Origin of the sequence: Noviherbaspirillum malthae, from assembly GCF_015352985.1 — a bacterium.
In the GTDB taxonomy this organism is placed as follows: domain Bacteria; phylum Pseudomonadota; class Gammaproteobacteria; order Burkholderiales; family Burkholderiaceae_D; genus Noviherbaspirillum; species Noviherbaspirillum malthae.
Genome location: NZ_JACYXF010000012.1, coordinates 80,374 through 96,927 on the forward strand (window position 1 = coordinate 80,374; position 16,554 = coordinate 96,927).

The 16,554-nt window shown below is 59.1% G+C and carries 15 protein-coding genes; 8 read left to right on the forward strand and 7 right to left on the reverse strand.

The window, feature by feature from the left end; all coding sequences use genetic code 11:
• The first annotated feature begins 366 nt into the window (after window positions 1-366).
• The 6 genes from IGW03_RS16640 (at window position 367) to IGW03_RS16660 (ending at window position 5,847) form a co-directional block, all read left to right on the forward strand.
• Window positions 367-957, forward strand: a complete 591-nt coding sequence (locus IGW03_RS16640) for an RNA polymerase sigma factor (protein WP_228535645.1) — start codon at window positions 367-369, stop codon at window positions 955-957.
• Window positions 954-1,604 (forward strand): zf-HC2 domain-containing protein, encoded by a 651-nt coding sequence (locus IGW03_RS38090; protein ID WP_323744985.1) that lies wholly within the window; start codon window positions 954-956, stop codon window positions 1,602-1,604. The genes IGW03_RS16640 and IGW03_RS38090 overlap by 4 nt, the downstream gene beginning before the upstream one ends.
• Window positions 1,601-2,869 (forward strand): S8 family peptidase, encoded by a 1,269-nt coding sequence (locus IGW03_RS16645; protein WP_323744986.1) that lies wholly within the window; start codon window positions 1,601-1,603, stop codon window positions 2,867-2,869. Before IGW03_RS38090 ends, IGW03_RS16645 begins: the two co-directional genes overlap by 4 nt.
• Before the next feature lie 4 nt (window positions 2,870-2,873).
• Complete coding sequence (locus IGW03_RS16650; RefSeq protein ID WP_194723678.1) at window positions 2,874-3,584, forward strand: TorF family putative porin; 711 nt, start codon at window positions 2,874-2,876, stop codon at window positions 3,582-3,584.
• Between the two features lie 597 nt (window positions 3,585-4,181).
• A complete protein-coding gene (locus tag IGW03_RS16655) occupies window positions 4,182-4,373 on the forward strand; it encodes a hypothetical protein (protein ID WP_194723679.1) in 192 nt (63 codons plus the stop codon).
• Between the two features lie 124 nt (window positions 4,374-4,497).
• Window positions 4,498-5,847, forward strand: coding sequence for an OmpP1/FadL family transporter (locus tag IGW03_RS16660; protein WP_228535647.1), 1,350 nt, complete (start codon window positions 4,498-4,500; stop codon window positions 5,845-5,847).
• A gap of 445 nt (window positions 5,848-6,292) precedes the next feature.
• Here the strand turns inward: IGW03_RS16660 and IGW03_RS16665 are convergent, their stop codons facing one another.
• The 6 genes from IGW03_RS16665 to IGW03_RS16690 all read right to left on the reverse strand — a co-directional run bounded on the left by IGW03_RS16665 (window position 6,293) and on the right by IGW03_RS16690 (window position 11,688).
• Window positions 6,293-7,054, reverse strand: a complete 762-nt coding sequence (locus IGW03_RS16665) for an SDR family oxidoreductase (RefSeq protein ID WP_194723680.1) — start codon at window positions 7,052-7,054, stop codon at window positions 6,293-6,295.
• A gap of 443 nt (window positions 7,055-7,497) precedes the next feature.
• Entirely contained in the window at window positions 7,498-7,812 is a 315-nt protein-coding gene (locus IGW03_RS16670) for a non-heme iron oxygenase ferredoxin subunit (RefSeq protein ID WP_194723681.1), read from the reverse strand.
• Window positions 7,813-7,820: 8 nt separating this feature from the next.
• Window positions 7,821-8,297, reverse strand: coding sequence for an aromatic-ring-hydroxylating dioxygenase subunit beta (locus tag IGW03_RS16675; RefSeq protein WP_438943653.1), 477 nt, complete (start codon window positions 8,295-8,297; stop codon window positions 7,821-7,823).
• Between the two features lie 2 nt (window positions 8,298-8,299).
• Window positions 8,300-9,562, reverse strand: a complete 1,263-nt coding sequence (locus IGW03_RS16680) for an aromatic ring-hydroxylating dioxygenase subunit alpha (RefSeq protein WP_194723683.1) — start codon at window positions 9,560-9,562, stop codon at window positions 8,300-8,302.
• Window positions 9,563-9,639: 77 nt separating this feature from the next.
• Window positions 9,640-10,686, reverse strand: coding sequence for a gentisate 1,2-dioxygenase (gene gtdA / locus IGW03_RS16685; protein WP_194723684.1), 1,047 nt, complete (start codon window positions 10,684-10,686; stop codon window positions 9,640-9,642).
• A gap of 15 nt (window positions 10,687-10,701) precedes the next feature.
• Window positions 10,702-11,688, reverse strand: a complete 987-nt coding sequence (locus IGW03_RS16690; RefSeq protein ID WP_194723685.1) for a 2Fe-2S iron-sulfur cluster-binding protein — start codon at window positions 11,686-11,688, stop codon at window positions 10,702-10,704.
• Window positions 11,689-11,818: 130 nt separating this feature from the next.
• Here IGW03_RS16690 and IGW03_RS16695 point away from each other — a divergent pair, with 130 nt between their 5' ends.
• Window positions 11,819-12,721, forward strand: a complete 903-nt coding sequence (locus IGW03_RS16695; RefSeq protein ID WP_194723686.1) for a LysR family transcriptional regulator — start codon at window positions 11,819-11,821, stop codon at window positions 12,719-12,721.
• 176 nt (window positions 12,722-12,897) lie between these two features.
• The gene (locus IGW03_RS16700) at window positions 12,898-14,064 is read left to right on the forward strand and encodes an extracellular catalytic domain type 1 short-chain-length polyhydroxyalkanoate depolymerase (RefSeq protein WP_194723687.1); all 1,167 of its coding nucleotides are present in this window, start codon (window positions 12,898-12,900) and stop codon (window positions 14,062-14,064) included.
• A gap of 97 nt (window positions 14,065-14,161) precedes the next feature.
• Here IGW03_RS16700 and IGW03_RS16705 read toward each other — a convergent pair whose 3' ends face one another.
• Window positions 14,162-16,372, reverse strand: coding sequence for a hybrid sensor histidine kinase/response regulator (locus IGW03_RS16705; RefSeq protein WP_194723688.1), 2,211 nt, complete (start codon window positions 16,370-16,372; stop codon window positions 14,162-14,164).
• Window positions 16,373-16,554: the final 182 nt, after the last annotated feature.

A 16,554-nucleotide genomic window follows, 5' to 3' on the forward strand; every position in this document is an offset into this window, starting at 1 on the left:
TCTGACGACGTGTCGGCCCGGCATCCGGCGGGAGAGCGCGAGAATGAAGCTTGCATGCCATGCAGCGGACGCGATACATGCCGGTATGTTTCCCTGCGCCGGATTGCGCTTGACATATCTCATTCATAACCGGGCATGCCTGTCCATAATGCGAAGACGGACGTGCGGTGCTTAGCATGATGCCGGCCTGACCTCGGCGGTGCAGTGGAAACGAATACCATGAGCCAAGCTAACTGTTGTGGTGCACCCCATTGGGCCGCGAGCCGGCCGGATCAACATGCAGCGCAAGACCGGCCTTTACCGCCGGTCGCGGCACCGAAAGACAATGTTGACGGAGCGCCAATGGTCGATGGCGGAAATGCTCGCATGCCGGATGCAGCCGACACGCCCCATGCGGCAACCGGCATGGTCAATGAGGATGACGCTCGACTGATTCATCTTGTCGCTGCTGGCGATCCTCATGCGTTTGAATTGCTTTACCGCAGTTACTTTCCCAAGCTCACGCGGTTTCTGGCCCGCATGACCCGCAGGCCGGACCTGATCGAGGAAGTCGTCAACGACACCATGCTGGTGGTCTGGAAAAGGGCAGACAGTTTTGACGGCAGCTGCAAACCATCGACCTGGATCTTCGGCATCGCCTATCACAAGGGACTCAAGGCAGTCGGGAGACTGGACGACCCCGTCGAGTTCGACTTCGAGAGCACGGCGGACGAGCGCGCGCATGGCCCGGAAAGCGAAGCCCAGTACCATGAATTGCGCGAGCAGTTGCTCAAGGCCCTCGATGCCCTGTCCGTCGAACAGCGCGCCGTGGTCTGTCTGACCTACTTTCACGGCTTGGGCTACAGTGAAATCGCCCACGTCATGGAGTGCTCGGTCAATACCGTAAAGACACGCATGTTCAGAGCCAGGTACCGCCTGGAATCTCTGCTGGTTGACCGCATGGAGGAGATGAAGTGAACGGCCGTGTCGTTCCTCCAGGCAGCGCGACGCATGATGCCGTTCAGGAGCTGCTGCCATGGTTCGTGAACCATACCTTGAACGCCGATGAGACGGCACTGGTTCGGGAGCATCTGCGTAGCTGCGCGCAGTGTCGCGCAGACATGGAACGCCAGAAAAGGATATGCGCGATCGAGCCGCCAACCACCGCCGAGATGGATGTCGATCAGTCGTTCCGCCGGCTCCTCGGTCGTATCGAGGCTCCGCAGGGCCCGCCTGCGCCGGCCGCACTGCCCCGCCCTCTCCGCCAGGCAGCCGGTGCAGGCGCCCGCTGGCTGCGCTGGGCGCTGGCTGCGCAGGCGGCGGTCATTGCCATGCTTGCCGTCCTCCTCTTGCCGGCTTCCGGTCTCCTGCCCGCTTATTACGGATTGGGCCAGTCCGTGAAGGCAGAGGCCAACATCGTCGTGATCTTCAAGCCCGATACGAGCGAGCAGGATTTGCGGCAGATTCTGCGGGAAGCCGGAGCGCGGATGACGGATGGTCCGACCGCTGCCGATGCCTATTTGCTCAGTGTCGACAATGCCGGGCAACAACATGCGCTCGGCGTGCTGCGGTCCAGAACCGCTGTCGCCCTGGCCGAGCCACTGACTTCGGGAGGCGGCCGGTGAAGGCAATAGGCTTATGTCTTGCTCTCGTTCTCGTACTGGCGATTTCCGGCTGCGCGGCAACCGGGAGCAGCATCGGCGATGCCCTAGGGGATGCGCAATCCTCGGAGCACCGGATCCTTGTCATGCTGCACTTGCCGCCGCAGCATTTCCGTCCCCTGGCCGACTATGGCGGCGGGTACATGGATGTATCGGGTCAGGCTGCCCGGCGGCGCATTGCGGCAAGCCTTGCGCGCGAACATGGCTTGAAAACGGTAAGCGATTGGCCGATGCCGGTATTGGGGCTTCATTGCTTCGTGATGGAGGTACCGGAACAGGCTTCGCCTGCTGCCGCAGCGGAACTCGTAGCGCGCGACCATCGGGTGAAATGGGCGCAACCGGTTCAGCTGTTTCACGCCATGGGGAATGGCGATCCGCTGTACACGCTTCAACCGTCCGCGCGGCTCTGGCACCTGGCGGAAATTCACAAGACCGCCACCGGCCGCAGCGTGCGTATCGCGGTGGTGGATAGCGGAGTCGACGCGGACCATCCGGATCTCACCGGGCAAGTCGTACTGAAGGAAAATTTCGTTGAAGGGACTGCCTATGCCGCCGAAGCCCATGGCACTGCGGTTGCCGGAATCATTGCTGCCCGGGCGGGAAACGGCATCGGCATAGCGGGAGTCGCTCCGGGAGCACGCCTGCTTGCCCTGCGGGCATGCTGGGAAAATGCCATGAAGCCAGCCAGATGCAATAGTTTCACATTGGCCAAAGCGCTTCATTCCGCCATCCTTCACGGCGCCCAGATCATTAACCTGAGCCTGTCCGGCGCCCCGGACAGGCTGATGCGCGGTTTGCTGGACGAAGCGCAGGCGCGCGGTATCAAGCTGGTCGCTGCGGCGGATCCGAAAAGCAAGGACGGCGGCTTTCCGGCTTCCCACGGTGGCGTACTCGCCGTGACGGATGGATCAACGCCCGCCGGCATGACAAGGGAAGCGCGCATCCTCAGCGCCCCCGGACGCGATATTCCGGCCACGGTCCCTGCCGGACGCTGGGGCTTCGTTTCCGGGCCTTCCTTCGCAGCCTCCCATATTTCCGGACTCGTTGCGCTGATCACCGAATTGCAACCGACGCTGTCTGCGGACCTGATACAACAGGCGCTCGCTGACGAGCCGAACGGCATTGGTGCGACAGGCTATGTTGATGCCTGCATGGCTTTGTCGCGGGTGACGCGGTTCTGTTCCTGCGCATGCGTCGCGCCGCAGGCAGCCGCAGATAGCGGTTCATGAGGCGATGGGGGCCGGTTCATCGTTATTGCGTCCGTTCATCATGGCAGGCGTCATGGCGATTGCCGGTTCCCAGGCATGCGCACAGATCAGCGGCAATGTTTCCCTGGTTTCCGGTTACTGGTACCGTGGCGCCATGCTGAGCAATGCACATCCGCAACCTCAGCTTCATCTCGGATACGACGGCAAGGACGGCTGGTATGCGGGCGGCTTCGCTTCGGGTGTGGACCTCGGGCCGAGGACCGGCAGCCAGGTACAACTGATGACCTACGCCGGATATCTCGGTCACCTGCCAGGCGATATCCGATGGGAAGCCGGGCTAATCAAGTCCGCTTTCCTGAATGCCGCCGCCTATAACTACCTCGAAGGGTTTGCCGGCATTCTTGCCGACAATTTGAGCGCCAGGCTGTATTTCTCGCCGGATTATTTCGGCGCCCGCATCCGAACGATTTATGCGGAGCTCAATGGTTCGTATCCGCTGATGGAAAGAATCCAGCTCGTCGGTCATGTCGGACATTTGCAAATCTTCCCGGATGCGGCAGGCCGCGGTCCGGAGTCGCGCAGCCGTCACGATATCAGTATCGGGTTAAGCGCCGGCTTTGCGGATTGGTCCATGCGTGTCGCGTGGGTTGCGGGAAGACCGTATGCCGACGGGCCGCAGTTCTATGGAACGCCAAAGCCTTCCGCCTGGATACTGAGCGTATCGACCTCATTCTGAATTGCGAGACTGTGCATGTCCGCAGCGCGAACCCCGCGCGAGCCGGCAAGATGCTGCGGCTCCACCATTCGGCAGCAGAGACGACCTGGCTTGGAATGGATCAATCTGCAAGAGAAAGCTTTGCAAGCTTGAGATTGGCATCAACCCTTTTTGAAGCAGAACTGTTCTACCTCATGGAAGGAAGAAAAAACAGGAAAAGGAACACTTGCATTCAAAAGCCTTCATCCTATGGTGAGCTTAGCTGTGGGTTTTCTTGTGCACTGCACTCAGGCAAACCAGACAATCCGACCGAGGGCATTACCTAACCGACAGGAGATTTCGATGAGAGCGATTGCGCTAATAAGTCTGCTGGTCATCTCCTCTACAGCCTGCTCGAGCATGGGAGGAATGTACTCGGGAAGCTCCCAAACGGGTTCCTCTTACAGCTCCACACAGAATCAAAACCTGAATATCTGGAACGGCTTTGACAGTCCTGTCATCGACCCGCGTACCGGACGACTCAACCTCTATCATGGTGGCTAGCCGGACGCGCCGGGGTGCTTGGCTATTCCATGTCTCGCCAACCGAAACAGCTCCTTTGGATGAAAGGAGAATGAAATGAAGGGCTCCGTGATTGTGCTCGCAGCAACACTACTGGCCGGTTGCTCCGGCATGGGTTCCCAGAATTTCGATTCGGCGCAAAGCGCCAATCAAACCCTTTGCAACGTGATGCGAAGCTACGAACCATACAGGCAGAACCAGTGCGGCGAGATGTCGGCAGGAGCGGCATCGGCCTATCGCTCCAGGTAACGTGGAAGCTCGGAATGCATGCTTTCGCAACGTTCGACGCGAAGCCGGAATTGGAACTTGACGCCCTCACCCGGAGATCATTGGAACGAGTCTCGCAACCTCAGCAGGAAGAAGGAGAATGGAAATGAATGACTTTCCTGCTTTTAATGCGAGGTCCGTTCGCTTTCTCCTCTGGATTTCCATGGCGAGTTATTGCGGAACTGCGATGGCGGCAGGATTCGCACTTAACGAAATGAGCGCCGGTGCCGTCGGCAACGCGTTCGCAGGCAATGCCGCCGTAGCCGAAGATGCCAGCACGCTTTTCTTCAATCCGGCCGGCCTCGCGCGCTTGCACGGCCAGCAATTCACGCTGTCCGGCTCCGCCATCCGGCCATCCATAGAATTCTCGAATGCCGGATCTCGCTCGCCCGCCGGCCCCCCGGCAACAGGCGGCGACGGCGGCAATGCCGGCGGATGGAGTCTTGTGCCCGCAATGTATTACGCCATGGACCTGACTCCTTCAATGCGATTCGGCATCGGCATTCAATCGCCGTTCGGCCTGAAAACCGAATACGAGGCGAACTGGGTGGGCCGGTACCAGGCGCTGAAATCCGATCTCAAGACCATCGATATCAATCCCTCGCTCTCCTATGCAATCAATGAACGCCTTGCTGTCGGCGCAGGCCTGAGCGCACAGTACGCCAAGGTGGAGCTTACCCGTGCCATCGACTTCGGCACGGTCTGCGCATCAAGGCTTGGCTTGGCGACCTGCGGGCCGATTGGTTTCCTGCCCCAGGCCAGGGATGGGAGGGTAGTGCTGAAGGGTGACGACTGGGCATTCGGTTTCAATGCAGGCCTGATGTTCATGCTTGATCCGGCAACGCGGTTCGGTCTCTCGTACCGCTCCAGGGTGCAGCAGAAAATACGCGGCGATGCCCGCTATGACAGGCCGGCAGGTCTGCCAGGCGTATTGGGAGCCGCCGCGGCGTTCACCGATGCCGGCGCTTCGGCTGACCTGACTCTGCCGGAATCGCTGAACCTGAGTGCTTACCGGAACCTGGACGCCAAATGGTCCGTGATGGGCGACATCAACTGGACTGGCTGGAGCCGCTTTGAAGAATTGCGGGTGCGGTTCGACAACGGTGCGCCGGACAGCGTGGTACGCGAAGAATGGCGCAATACCGTGCGCGTCGGCGCTGCCGTTCATTACCGCCATAACGATGCATGGAAATTCAGAAGCGGCGTCTCCTACGAGAACTCTCCGGTCCGCGATGCCAACCGGACGCCCACCGTACCTGATTCCCGCCGGATCGCATTCGGCGTCGGCGCACAGCTGCGCCAGTCAGATAAAAGCACCTGGGATTTCGGCTACGCGCATATCTTCATTCGTGATGCTTCGTTGAATCGCGCCGAGCCGCCGCTGGGAGGGACGCTGGTTGGTGATTACCAGAGTAACGTGAACATTCTTAGCGTTCAGTACAACCATTCGTTCTGAGAAGGAGATCGCCCCGAGGTCTGCAGCATTCCGTTTTCGGATGTGCAAAGGACCCGGATGAAAGACAATTGCGAGAGCAGTTCCAGCACTTCAGCCCTCAACCGACAGAACGAATTTCCGTACGCTCTCCTGAGCAAGGACAACGGTTGGTTCTGGCTGAAACACACCGTTGTTCCGCCTCGGCCTCGACTAATGCCGATCCCGAGTCATAACATGCCATGAGATCGATATCGCGTCTTTTTCCGCCGGCCGGCGTTGTGCTCGTCATCCATAGCTCCGCTATAAATCCCTGATTTGCAACCTCGGCCTTAGCAGTCGAAATAACCATCGAGCTCATCTGTCAATCTAGAATGCTTTCAGGCCGGCCCCGACCATGAGTTCAAGCGGCGGCCGCAGCTCGCACCAGGCGTCCTGTGCCTGCAGCCGCGCCTATTCCTTCAGCAGCTCATCCCCGGCCGACGAACGGCATCTTGGATGCCATTACCGTGTGGAACAGGACGTTCGCACTCAGCGGCAGGCTTGCCATGTAGCGCACGGATTGCGCGACGATGGCGACGTCGATGACCGGTTCGATGGCAACATCTCCATTTGCCTGGGGAACGCCTTTGGTCATCGCATTGGTCATGTCGGTTGCGGCATTGCCGATATCGATCTGACCGACGGCGATGTCATATTTTCGCCCGTCGAGAGACGCTGCCTTGGTCAGTCCCGTGACCGCGTGCTTGGTCGATGTATAAGCGATGGAATTCGGCCGCGGTGCATGCGCGGAAATCGAGCCGTTGTTGATGATGCGGCCTCCCATGGGGGACTGCGCCTTCATCACGCGGAAGGCTTGCTGTATGCACAGGAACATGCCGGTCAGGTTGACATCGACCACGCTCTTCCAGTGCTCGAAGCTCATGTCTTCCAGAGGCACGCTGGCGCTGAAGGCGCCGGCGTTATTGAACAGGAGATCGACACGGCCGCAGGTCTCGACCGTCTTCTCGAAGAGATTGCGGACCGATTCGGGATCGCTCACGTCGGTCGACACGATCAGTGCCCGGTCGGGGCTGCCGGAGGCGGCAGCGACGGCTTCCAGCGGCTCGACCCGACGCCCGGCGAGCGCTACTTTCCAGCCGTCTGCCAGCAATGCCAGAGCGACTGCTTTTCCGATTCCGGAGCCGGCTCCGGTAACAACGGCTATCGATTGTTTTTCCACTGCTTCCATAGGACCTGATGAAATTGAATTAGGGGCAACGCCCCGGGCAAAGGACCGGCGCCCGTGCAAGGCGCGGACTTCGGTCCGAACAAGAAAAATGCAAAAGCGTCACTATACAGCCCTTCGCAGTCCTTCGCGTCGCTCCAGCCGACGGTCCGCAGCCCCGTCTCCTGCGCTGCAGGCAGGCCAGTCGGGGTGCCTTGATGATTCATTCCAGTTTGATATCGGCCGACTTGACCAATTGCCTCCGCGCTTGTTTTCGCTGGCGATCAATGCTACAGACCGCTCGTGCATGGCACTCCGACTTCATTGGCGTGGTCGGTAATCTTTGCACGCAGGTCGCGAATCGCCGGCACGACATTGAAGCTTTCGTTGAGCTTCTTCATGATGGCGGGCAGCAAAGCTGCGGACGCATCAACTTCATGGGTCCGACTCCCGCCAGCCTGCGCATTTCAGCCCAGCTTGATATACACCCGCCCTTCTTCGATCCTGATCGGATACGACCGGATATCCTCTGTCAGCGGTTCGCACATGGCCTTGCCGTTGCGTATATCGAAGCGCCCCTGATGCAGCGGACACTCGATCTCATGCCCTTCGAGGAAACCGTCGCACAGGCGCGCATGGCCGTGCGTGCAGATGTTGTCGGTCGCAAACACATCGTCTCCGACGCGGTAGAACGCAATCTCCCTGCCCTGCACCTGCACACCGATGACGTCGTCTACCGGAATCTCGTCGATGCTGCAGCTAGCAATCCATTGTTGGCTCATTGTTCTTCTCAGATCGGATAAATGATGGAATTGGGAATCATCTCGGTGTCGTAGATGCACAGCCTTGATTCGAATTTCATGCCTTGCGGCGTCGATCTCACCCGGTCGATATAACGTCCCACATTGAACACGGTCGACTCCTGGCTCAGCTTGGTGCGGAAGACGCTGTAGTTGGCCTCCGACACGATCAGGCCGTCTTCAACCGACCGCACCAGCGGCAGGCCGACGACGTGGCGCTGGTAGTAAGGGTCATGGAACAGCGTCTCCTTGATGCCATAGGCGCGGTCGCGCAGCATGCCCTTGCTGAGCAATGACAGCGTCGCCAAGGGAAAGCCGCGCTCGAAGTTTTCGCGCGGCTGCAGCTTGTATTCGCAGTCATCGGTGAAGAAATCGACCCAACCCTCCCAGTCGCCCGCGTCCACGGTCGACGCATAGTTCGCATACAGGCTTACCAGATCGCAGTAGCTCTGAAAATCTTTCAGCATGGTCATACTCCCATCACCTTGCGCCAGTAGTCATACATCCCCCTGATCAAAGTCTCGGTCACCATGTGGTCGGTATTCTCGCATTCATAGCCGCCCAGTTCCGCAAGCGCGCGGTGATAGGGTTTCTGCTCGAAGCCCTGCTGCGAAAGCTCGATCACCTCTCCGTCATCGGCCGACACGAAGCCCGCCGGTCCGAAGAGATTGGCCTGGATGAGGCGGCGGTTGGTCATTTCCTCCGTATCGTCCTCAAAGCCGAAATGGGTCCAGACAAAATCGAAGGAGCCGGTGCCGTTCGGCTGGATATGCCGGGTCGACACGCTGTTGACCTGCTGCTGCAGGATCACGCTCGGGAACAGGGTCATCATCACGGCAGTCGGACCGCCCCACCATGGCTCGGGAACGATGTCGAGCAGGCGCTTGTCGTTGATTTCCATGGTTTCCTTGAAGCTGGTGACGCCCGCCGTGACTTCATTCCTGGCCTGCGCGTTGCCCCGTGTCGAAATCATGGCCGCATGCCGGAAGTGTTCATCCATCTTCAGCTCCGACTTGTTATCGGCGCGCCACAAGCCATAGGTGATGAACCAGGTATGCAGCAGGCCCGGGTGGTACGGGTCCTTGATGTTTTCCTGCATCAGTTTCCAGTTGCCGGGAATGCGCTGCCGATTGTAACCGAGGATGCGCAGCTTGCGGCCGTTGAACAGGCGGTCGAAGTAGGCAAGGATGGTCGGCCCCAGAAATTCTTCGAGCGACGGCAGATTGTGGTCGAACGAGGCGAACACCACTCCGCCGCGAATCGCCACCTTAAGCTTGTTCAAGCCATGGTCTTCGGTCTTGAACTCCTTAGGCATGCCGCCGTTGACCTTGCCGTCCTGCTTGACGCCGCGCCGGAACGGCACGCCCTGCAAATCGCCGTTGAGCTTGTAGTTCCACTGGTGATAGGGGCAGACAAACTCCTTGCGGTTGCCATGCCGTTCGCGGCAAAACTGCATGCCGCGGTGCGCACAGACGTTTTCGACCACGTTGATGCCGCCGTCGGCATCCCGCACCATGATGACGGAGCGCTCGCCGATGACGGTACGCTTGAAATCGCCGGGGTTCGGAATCTCGGCCTCAAGCCCGACATAGCACCAGTGCCCCTGATAAAAAAATCGCTCCAGCTCACGCTTGTACAGCGACTCGTCGGTATAGGCCCAGAACGGGATGCGGCTGGTGCCTTGGCCTTCCCATACCGGATTGATCGGAAAAACCTTCTGCATGTCACCCATGTTTGTCTCCTCTTGCATTACTTTATTTAACCAGCCATGCGAACCGCAATCTCGCCGAATCCGGCTGCGCTGTCTGATCAGGTTTTTTCCTGGCGCCACAAGCCAAGCGCCTGCTGCACGGGACGGTCCGAAAAGCTGAACAGGATGGTGTCGCTGGCAGCCCGCAATTGCAGCATCTGCCACGATGGCACGACAAAGACGTCGCGTTCCGCAAAATCGAAGCTCTGGTCACCGATGGCGGCCTTCCCCTCGCCTTCCAGGCACACATACACGGTGCCATCGGTGCTGCGGCAAGGGCGCGTTTCGAAGCCTTTCTTCAGGATCTGGGCAAATGCGCCCATGGTTGGCATCGGTGAAGCGCCCGTGGACGGATTTACATAGCGCAGCTTGTGACCGAAATGCGGATCGGCATCGGATTCGGAAATGCCGAGCAGCGACTCCCGCGTTTTCGCGTACGGGTAGACGAAGACCTTGGTCGGTTCCGACGAGGTCTGATGGAAGTCGACCGGCACCATGTTGTTGCCGTAACGAAGCAGCGCATCGCCCTCAGGGCGCAGGGCTTGCTGCGAGTCCTGCCTTGCGTGCTCGGCAAAACCTGCATCGAAGAAGCGGACTATCGGAATATCCAGGCCATCAAGCCACACCACCGGCTCATCGCCGAGGTTGCCATGGTCATGCCAGGTCCAGGACGGCGTGATGATGAAATCGCCGCGCCGCATCGTGGTGCGCTCGCCGTCGACCGCGGTGTAAGCCCCCTCGCCATCGAGCACCAGCCGCAATGCGGACTGCGCATGCCGGTGCGCGGGAGCCACTTCGCCGGGCAGGATGAGCTGCAGTCCTGCATACAGCGACTGGGTGATGGAAGAATTGCCGCGCAGTGCCGGATTTTCCAGAATGAGAACACGTCGCTCGGCTTCCTTCGCCGTAATCAGGCGCCCGGCTTCCATCACATGCTCGCGCACCTCTTTGTAGCGCCAGATGGCCGGAGCCGCAGTCGGCCGAGGCGATGGCGGCACCAGTGCGCCCAGCACTTCCCAGAGCGGGGTGAGACTGAGCTGGCCTATGCGCCGGTAAAACTCGGCACGTGCATTCGCAAGGTCTTCGGGAATGGTTTTCGCGTGCATGCTGTTCTTCCTTCCTCAGGTACTGCTTGCATAGAATGCGTCGGCATGGACATGCTCAGGCCGGACGCCGCGTTGCCTGACGAGCATGGCGGCGGCCTCCACCATCGGCGGGGCGCCGCACAGATAGGCCCTCCAGCCGGTCATGTCGGCCCAATCCGCTGCGACGGCATCGGTCACCAATCCGCTGCGCAGTGATGGGTTTTGGTTTCCGCTGGCAACCACGGTATGGACATGCAGATTGCGATGCTCCTCGGCCAATGCTGCAAGCCAGTCCAAGCCGTAGATGTCGGCCGGCGAGCGTACGCCGAAATACAGGTGGACAGGATTGCGCATGCCTTCCGACATCGCCCCGCGGACGATGGACAAGACGGGGGCAAGGCCGGTGCCGCCGGCAACGCACAACATCGGACCTTCATGCTTCCTGCGCAGGTAGGCCGTCCCCAGCGGCCCGCTGATGCGGACCGGGTCGCCCACCCGCAGGGTACTGGCGACATAGCCGGTAACCCGGCCGCCGGGCACCAGGCGAACATGGAAATGAAGTTCATTGTCGTCGGGCAAACCTGCCATCGAATAGGGCCGGATGTGCTCGCCGGTGAACTGAAGCATCGCATACTGCCCCGGGGAGAAGGCGAGCGGCTTGGAGGGCTGCAGCACGAGACGCTTGATGTCATGCGTCTCGTCGATGATGTCGGCCACCCGTGCCTTGATGATGCGAGCCGGGTGGGTGATCACCTCATCCGGCTCGGGCAGTTCGATCACGCAGTTCTGCGTCAGCACGCTGCTGCACGCAAGAACATATTGCTCCTCATCGGGATCGGTGATCTTTGCTTCGCGGCCCGCATCAAGGACATTGCCTTCGATCACCTTGCAGCGGCAGGTGCCGCATCGGCCGGCCGTGCAGCTATAGGAAATCGGGATATTGTGCTCGCGCAGAACATCCAGCAGGTTTGCGCCGGTCTCCACGGCGAGAGTACGGTTTAGCGGGCGTATGACCAGTTCCATGCTTCGCCTTGCCTTGTATTTATGTTCAGCTGAACTGTTAAATGATTGGCAAAAGTATAGGAAACGGCGCTTTATTTTGATATAGAATCCCGTGAATTCATCAAATCACTAAAATGAATATTGCCAAGCCATGGAGCTGAAGGATATCGACCTCAACCTGCTGGTGGTATTTCACCAGTTGCTGATGGAGCGTCGAGTCAATGCCGTGGCCGACAAACTGGGGCTGAGCCAGCCGGCGGTCAGCAATGCCCTGAACCGCTTGCGGCGCCTGCTGGACGATGAACTGTTCCTTCGCACCGCCAGGGGCATGGAGCCGACACCTTACGCGCTTCAGTTGGCGGAACCGATTGCATACGCCCTCACCACCATTCATGGTTCGCTGAACCAGCGCTCCAGTTTTGAGCCGGAATCAAGCAACCGCAAATTCACCCTGGGCATGACGGACATCGGCGAGATCTACTTCATGCCCAGGCTGATGAAGATCCTCGCCGACGTCGCGCCCGGCGTCTCGGTGAGCACGGTACGCAACACCTCGGTCAATCTGCGCGACGAGATGGAAGCAGGTCATGTCGACATGGCGGTTGGCTTGCTGCCGCAGCTTAATACCGGCTTTTTCCAGCGTGCGCTGTTCAGGCAGCGTTATGTGTGCATGTTCCGCGCCGGTCATCCATTGGACAAACCGAAGATGAGCCTGAAGGATTTCGAATCGGCAGAGCATGTCACCGTTGTTTCGGCAGGAACCGGTCATGCAAAGATTGACGAATTCATTGCCCGCAAAGGCGTGCAGCGCCACATCAAGCTCACCGTTCCGCACTTCGTCGCGGTCGGCCATATCCTTGCGACCACGGACATGATTGCCACCGTGCCCGAACGCTATGCGATGGAATGCGCGAAGCCGTTCGGGCTCAAGTACGTCGGGCATCCCTTGCCTATGCCGGAAATCAGCATCAACGTGTTCTGGCATGCGAAGTACCACAAGGAACCGGGTAATCAGTGGCTGCGGGGCCTGCTTTTCGATGCGTTTGCAGATTGATAAACAGGCAGGACCGCGCAGCCGATCCGATGAAAAATCCCCTTGCTGGTGCAGATCTGACGCAGATCCGGCGCGCAAGCCCCATCGATGCAGCAGCAAGGCCTGATGCAGGCATGCAGCGTTGAACCTTTGCACCGATTTTTCGCCAAATGGCCTCATTTCGAGGATCGTGAACGATGGTGAAAAATTTGACAGGCCTGTGGCTGCGCGGCATGAAGAAGCTTGCAAAGACGCAGAAAACCCAGACTGCGAAACTTGTCAAAAGCCTGCTGCCTAAACCCAAGGCGCCTGCCAGAATGGCCAAAACCGCCTTCGCAAAGCGGAAACCGTCCAAGGCCTCCATCGCAATGCCGGCACCGGCTATCGAACCTGTCAGCCGGAAGGCGCCCGGGAAATGGATGGCCTATTTCTACTCGTCGTTCGCCGAGGATTGCGTCCTGCCGGTGCAGCGCATGGGGTATTGGCTGTATCTGCCGTCGTCCGTTGCCGATGAGCCCTTGCCCCTGGTCGTCATGCTTCACGGATGCAGCCAGACCGCCGCGCAGTTTTCGCAAGGAACACGTTTCAATCAACTCGCCGAGGAAAAAGGTTTCGCAGTCGTCTACCCGCAGCAGTCCCTGCGCAGCCATTCGGCACGCTGCTGGAACTGGCATGAAAAAGACGTTCAGGAAGGCCGAGGCGAGGTCAAATTGATCATCGGCGTGATCGAGCAGGTCGTACGCAAGTACCGCATGGACCGCACGCGTATTTATATCGCAGGACTGTCGGCCGGTGCATCCATGGCAAACATCGTTGCGCTCAATTATCCGGAGCTGATTGCGGCTGTCGGCATGCATTCCGGTCCGGCGTTCGGCGCGGGACACTCCCGTCTGGGCGGATTGGCAGTCATGCAAGCGGGTGCGGGTCACCAGGGCCGGCACGCAGTCAGCGCGCTGCTCGAACGAACACCCGGCATTCCTTCCCTTCCCGCCATCGTCATTCATGGGCAGCAGGATGCCGTGGTCCGGCCGGTCAATGCTTCTCAGGTCGCATCGCAGTTTCAGATGCTTAATCAGCTGAATCCGGACACAGCGAAGCCCGTCATCTTCAAGCCCGCGAAACAGCGGGCAGGACGAACCCTCTCCAACCCGTATCGCATCCACGATCATCACCTGGGACGCAAACTGATATTGCGGGTCTGCGAAATCGAGGGACTCGGGCATGCCTGGAGCGGCGGCGATCCCTCGCTACGCTTCAATGCCTCTGAAGGTCCGGATGCAAGCAGCCTGATGTGGGACTTTTTCAAACGCCACCGGCGCCTGCCTTCCGCTCGCGTGCGGTCCGTGCGAAATCAAACGGAATGAGTCGGTGTCTCGAACGACTCGCTAACCGTATCTCGACCAGACCAAACCTTGCCAGGACTCGTTAATCCCCGTTTTAAAAAGACCGAGGCCTCAAGATTCAACTGATGGTATGCCGATGCTCTGCATTTCGACGATGCACTTCACGCAAGGCCGTACGCAGTTCCGCAAAGTTGACCGGCTTCGTGAAATGGTAGTCGAACCCGGCTTCGAGCGCCTTTTCTCTATCGTCCTGAAGGCCGTACCCGCTCAAGGCAATGATGACCGTATTCCGGCTGCCCGGCAGGGAGCGCAGTCTTCTTGCCAGCTCGAATCCGTCCATCTCGGGCATGCCGATGTCCAGGATGTAAATGTCCGACAAGGCCGCCTCTGCAGCCTCCAGCGCGACATGCGGATTCAGATGCCGAGTTACTGTAAAGAGCCCCGTCTCGCGCAGATACATCGCCAGCGTTTCGGCAGCATCGGCATTGTCATCCACGATCGTGATGCTTTGATTCATGGCCGGTGCTTGCGCCTCATGCGACGGGATCCTTTGCCGGGCCGTCTCCGAAGGTAATTCCAGTTGCTTCAATCGCACGGTAAAGTCGCTGCCCAGCCCCGGTCCCGGGCTTGCCGCGCGGACTTCGCCTTCATGCAGCTCAATCACGCCCTTTACAAGCGAAAGCCCGAGACCCAGGCCTCCCTGGGCGCGCTCCAGGGTTCTTTCCGATTGCACGAACAGGTCGAAAATCCGAGGCAACAACTCCCGGGATATGCCTACCCCATTGTCCTTTACCAGGATCTCGTTCATGCCCCCGGCACCTCGGGTCGTCAACTCGATGACGCCGCCTTCGGGAGTATATTTGGCTGCGTTATGCAGCAGATTGACGATGACCTGAACAAGCCTCGTCTTGTCTGCAGAGATCCATAGCGGATCTCGACTCAACGCCACGACAAGACGATGATGGCGCTCATTGATCAGTTGCTGAACCTGCTCAATGGCTTCAGGCACGATGTCGTTGATGTTGACGACTTCTTTTTGAAGAACGATACGTTTGCTGATCACCCGCGCCACATCCAGCAGGTCATCCACCAGATGGGTCAAGTGGTCGGTCTGACGTTCGATGATTGCGCTCAGCCGTTGAATGCGGTCTCGATCCAGGTCTGGCAGTTTCAGCAACTGCGCCGCGTTGTAAATGGGCGCGAGCGGATTACGCAACTCATGGCCGAGCATGGCAAGAAATTCATCCTTCGCACGATTGGCGCTTTCGGCGGCGAGCCTGGCTTGCCGCTCTTCCGAGCGGGCGATACGTTCCTTGCCGAGCAAGGCCTCACGTTCGACATGGACCATGGCCAATGCCAGGCCGACTTCGCGGATTTCAGAGATATCCGTCTCCGGCGGGGCGGGTTTCACGCCCTGCCCCATGGAGACCGCCGCACGCTCCAGCTGCTTCACGGGACTAATGATGGACCGTCCTATGACGAAGGCAGCTCCCAGGCCCAGGAGAACGGACAGCACGATGGCTCCGGCGAGGATGGCATACGACCAGTGCACCGGTCCATCGATCACGTGACGCGGTATTCCGATCACCGCAGTCCAGCCCGTTTTTGCAGAGCGCGTGAAGACGGTGTACACGGGGACGCCTTCCAGCGTTGTTGTCGTTGTCCATCCCGATGGCTTTCCTGCTTTGAGTACTTCGACCAGGCTGGGTGACGCCGATTTTCCCAAATTGCTGTCCAGATTGTGCGAGCGCGCCACGATTCTGCTTTCCGGGTCAAGAATGGCGATCACCGAAGACTGGGGAAAATGCTGCTGCGATATCAGGTTCTGAAGCAATGCGGGACGTGCCGCGGCAGCCAGCACATATTTGACCTTGTCGCCTTGCTTGATCGGAACCTGGATGGCGAAAACTTGCGTTTTCAGCACTGCGCTCATGATCAGATTTCCGACCGTCGGTTTGGCCAGGCTTGCCGTTCTCTGCGAGGAGGCCGAATCCACGCGGCGAGGCAATGAAGTACCGTACGGCAGATTCGCGTTGATGATCTGCTGCCCCGCCGGATCGGAGAGGACAATATTCGCCCATCCCGGACGGCGCTTCAGCAATCCGATCGCTTCCGAGTAAAACCCGAGCAGGTCGTCATCCTGAAGATGCATGCTCGCGCCAAGGGTGTCCAGCGCAGAGATTGAAACTTCGAATTCCGCGTCAATGGCTGTTCCAAGCGCATCCATCGTGTTCTGAACGGCATCGATCAGATCGGAACGCTGACGCTGGCCGCTCTCGATCAGGAGTGAAGCAGACAGCATGACAAGCGGCAGCAAACCGACGAGCACGATGAGAAATAGCCTCCTCTCCAATGCTCCAAGTCGAAGACGATGACTTTCCGGTTTCATTCGCGGCCTTTATTAATATTTTTTCATCATCTCGAACATATGCATGATGTCTTTTTGAAAACATCAAGCGCTGTATTTACTGCTCAACTTGCCAGCACACGCATAGGCATCGATTATTTTTG

Excerpts from the sequence above, each read along its gene's own strand:
- IGW03_RS16650 (WP_194723678.1), top strand. The coding sequence starts at position 2,874 with ATGGGGGCCGGTTCATCGTTATTGCGTCCGTTCATCATGGCAGGCGTC.
- IGW03_RS16660 (WP_228535647.1), top strand. The coding sequence starts at position 4,498 with ATGAATGACTTTCCTGCTTTTAATGCGAGGTCCGTTCGCTTTCTCCTC.
- gtdA (WP_194723684.1), bottom strand. The coding sequence starts at position 10,686 with ATGCACGCGAAAACCATTCCCGAAGACCTTGCGAATGCACGTGCCGAG.
- IGW03_RS16700 (WP_194723687.1), top strand. The coding sequence starts at position 12,898 with ATGGTGAAAAATTTGACAGGCCTGTGGCTGCGCGGCATGAAGAAGCTT.
- IGW03_RS16640 (WP_228535645.1), top strand. The coding sequence starts at position 367 with ATGCCGGATGCAGCCGACACGCCCCATGCGGCAACCGGCATGGTCAAT.
- IGW03_RS16665 (WP_194723680.1), bottom strand. The coding sequence starts at position 7,054 with ATGGAAGCAGTGGAAAAACAATCGATAGCCGTTGTTACCGGAGCCGGC.
- IGW03_RS16680 (WP_194723683.1), bottom strand. The coding sequence starts at position 9,562 with ATGGGTGACATGCAGAAGGTTTTTCCGATCAATCCGGTATGGGAAGGC.
- IGW03_RS16690 (WP_194723685.1), bottom strand. The coding sequence starts at position 11,688 with ATGGAACTGGTCATACGCCCGCTAAACCGTACTCTCGCCGTGGAGACC.
- IGW03_RS16655 (WP_194723679.1), top strand. The coding sequence starts at position 4,182 with ATGAAGGGCTCCGTGATTGTGCTCGCAGCAACACTACTGGCCGGTTGC.
- IGW03_RS16695 (WP_194723686.1), top strand. The coding sequence starts at position 11,819 with ATGGAGCTGAAGGATATCGACCTCAACCTGCTGGTGGTATTTCACCAG.
- IGW03_RS16670 (WP_194723681.1), bottom strand. The coding sequence starts at position 7,812 with ATGAGCCAACAATGGATTGCTAGCTGCAGCATCGACGAGATTCCGGTA.
- IGW03_RS16675 (WP_438943653.1), bottom strand. The coding sequence starts at position 8,297 with ATGCTGAAAGATTTTCAGAGCTACTGCGATCTGGTAAGCCTGTATGCG.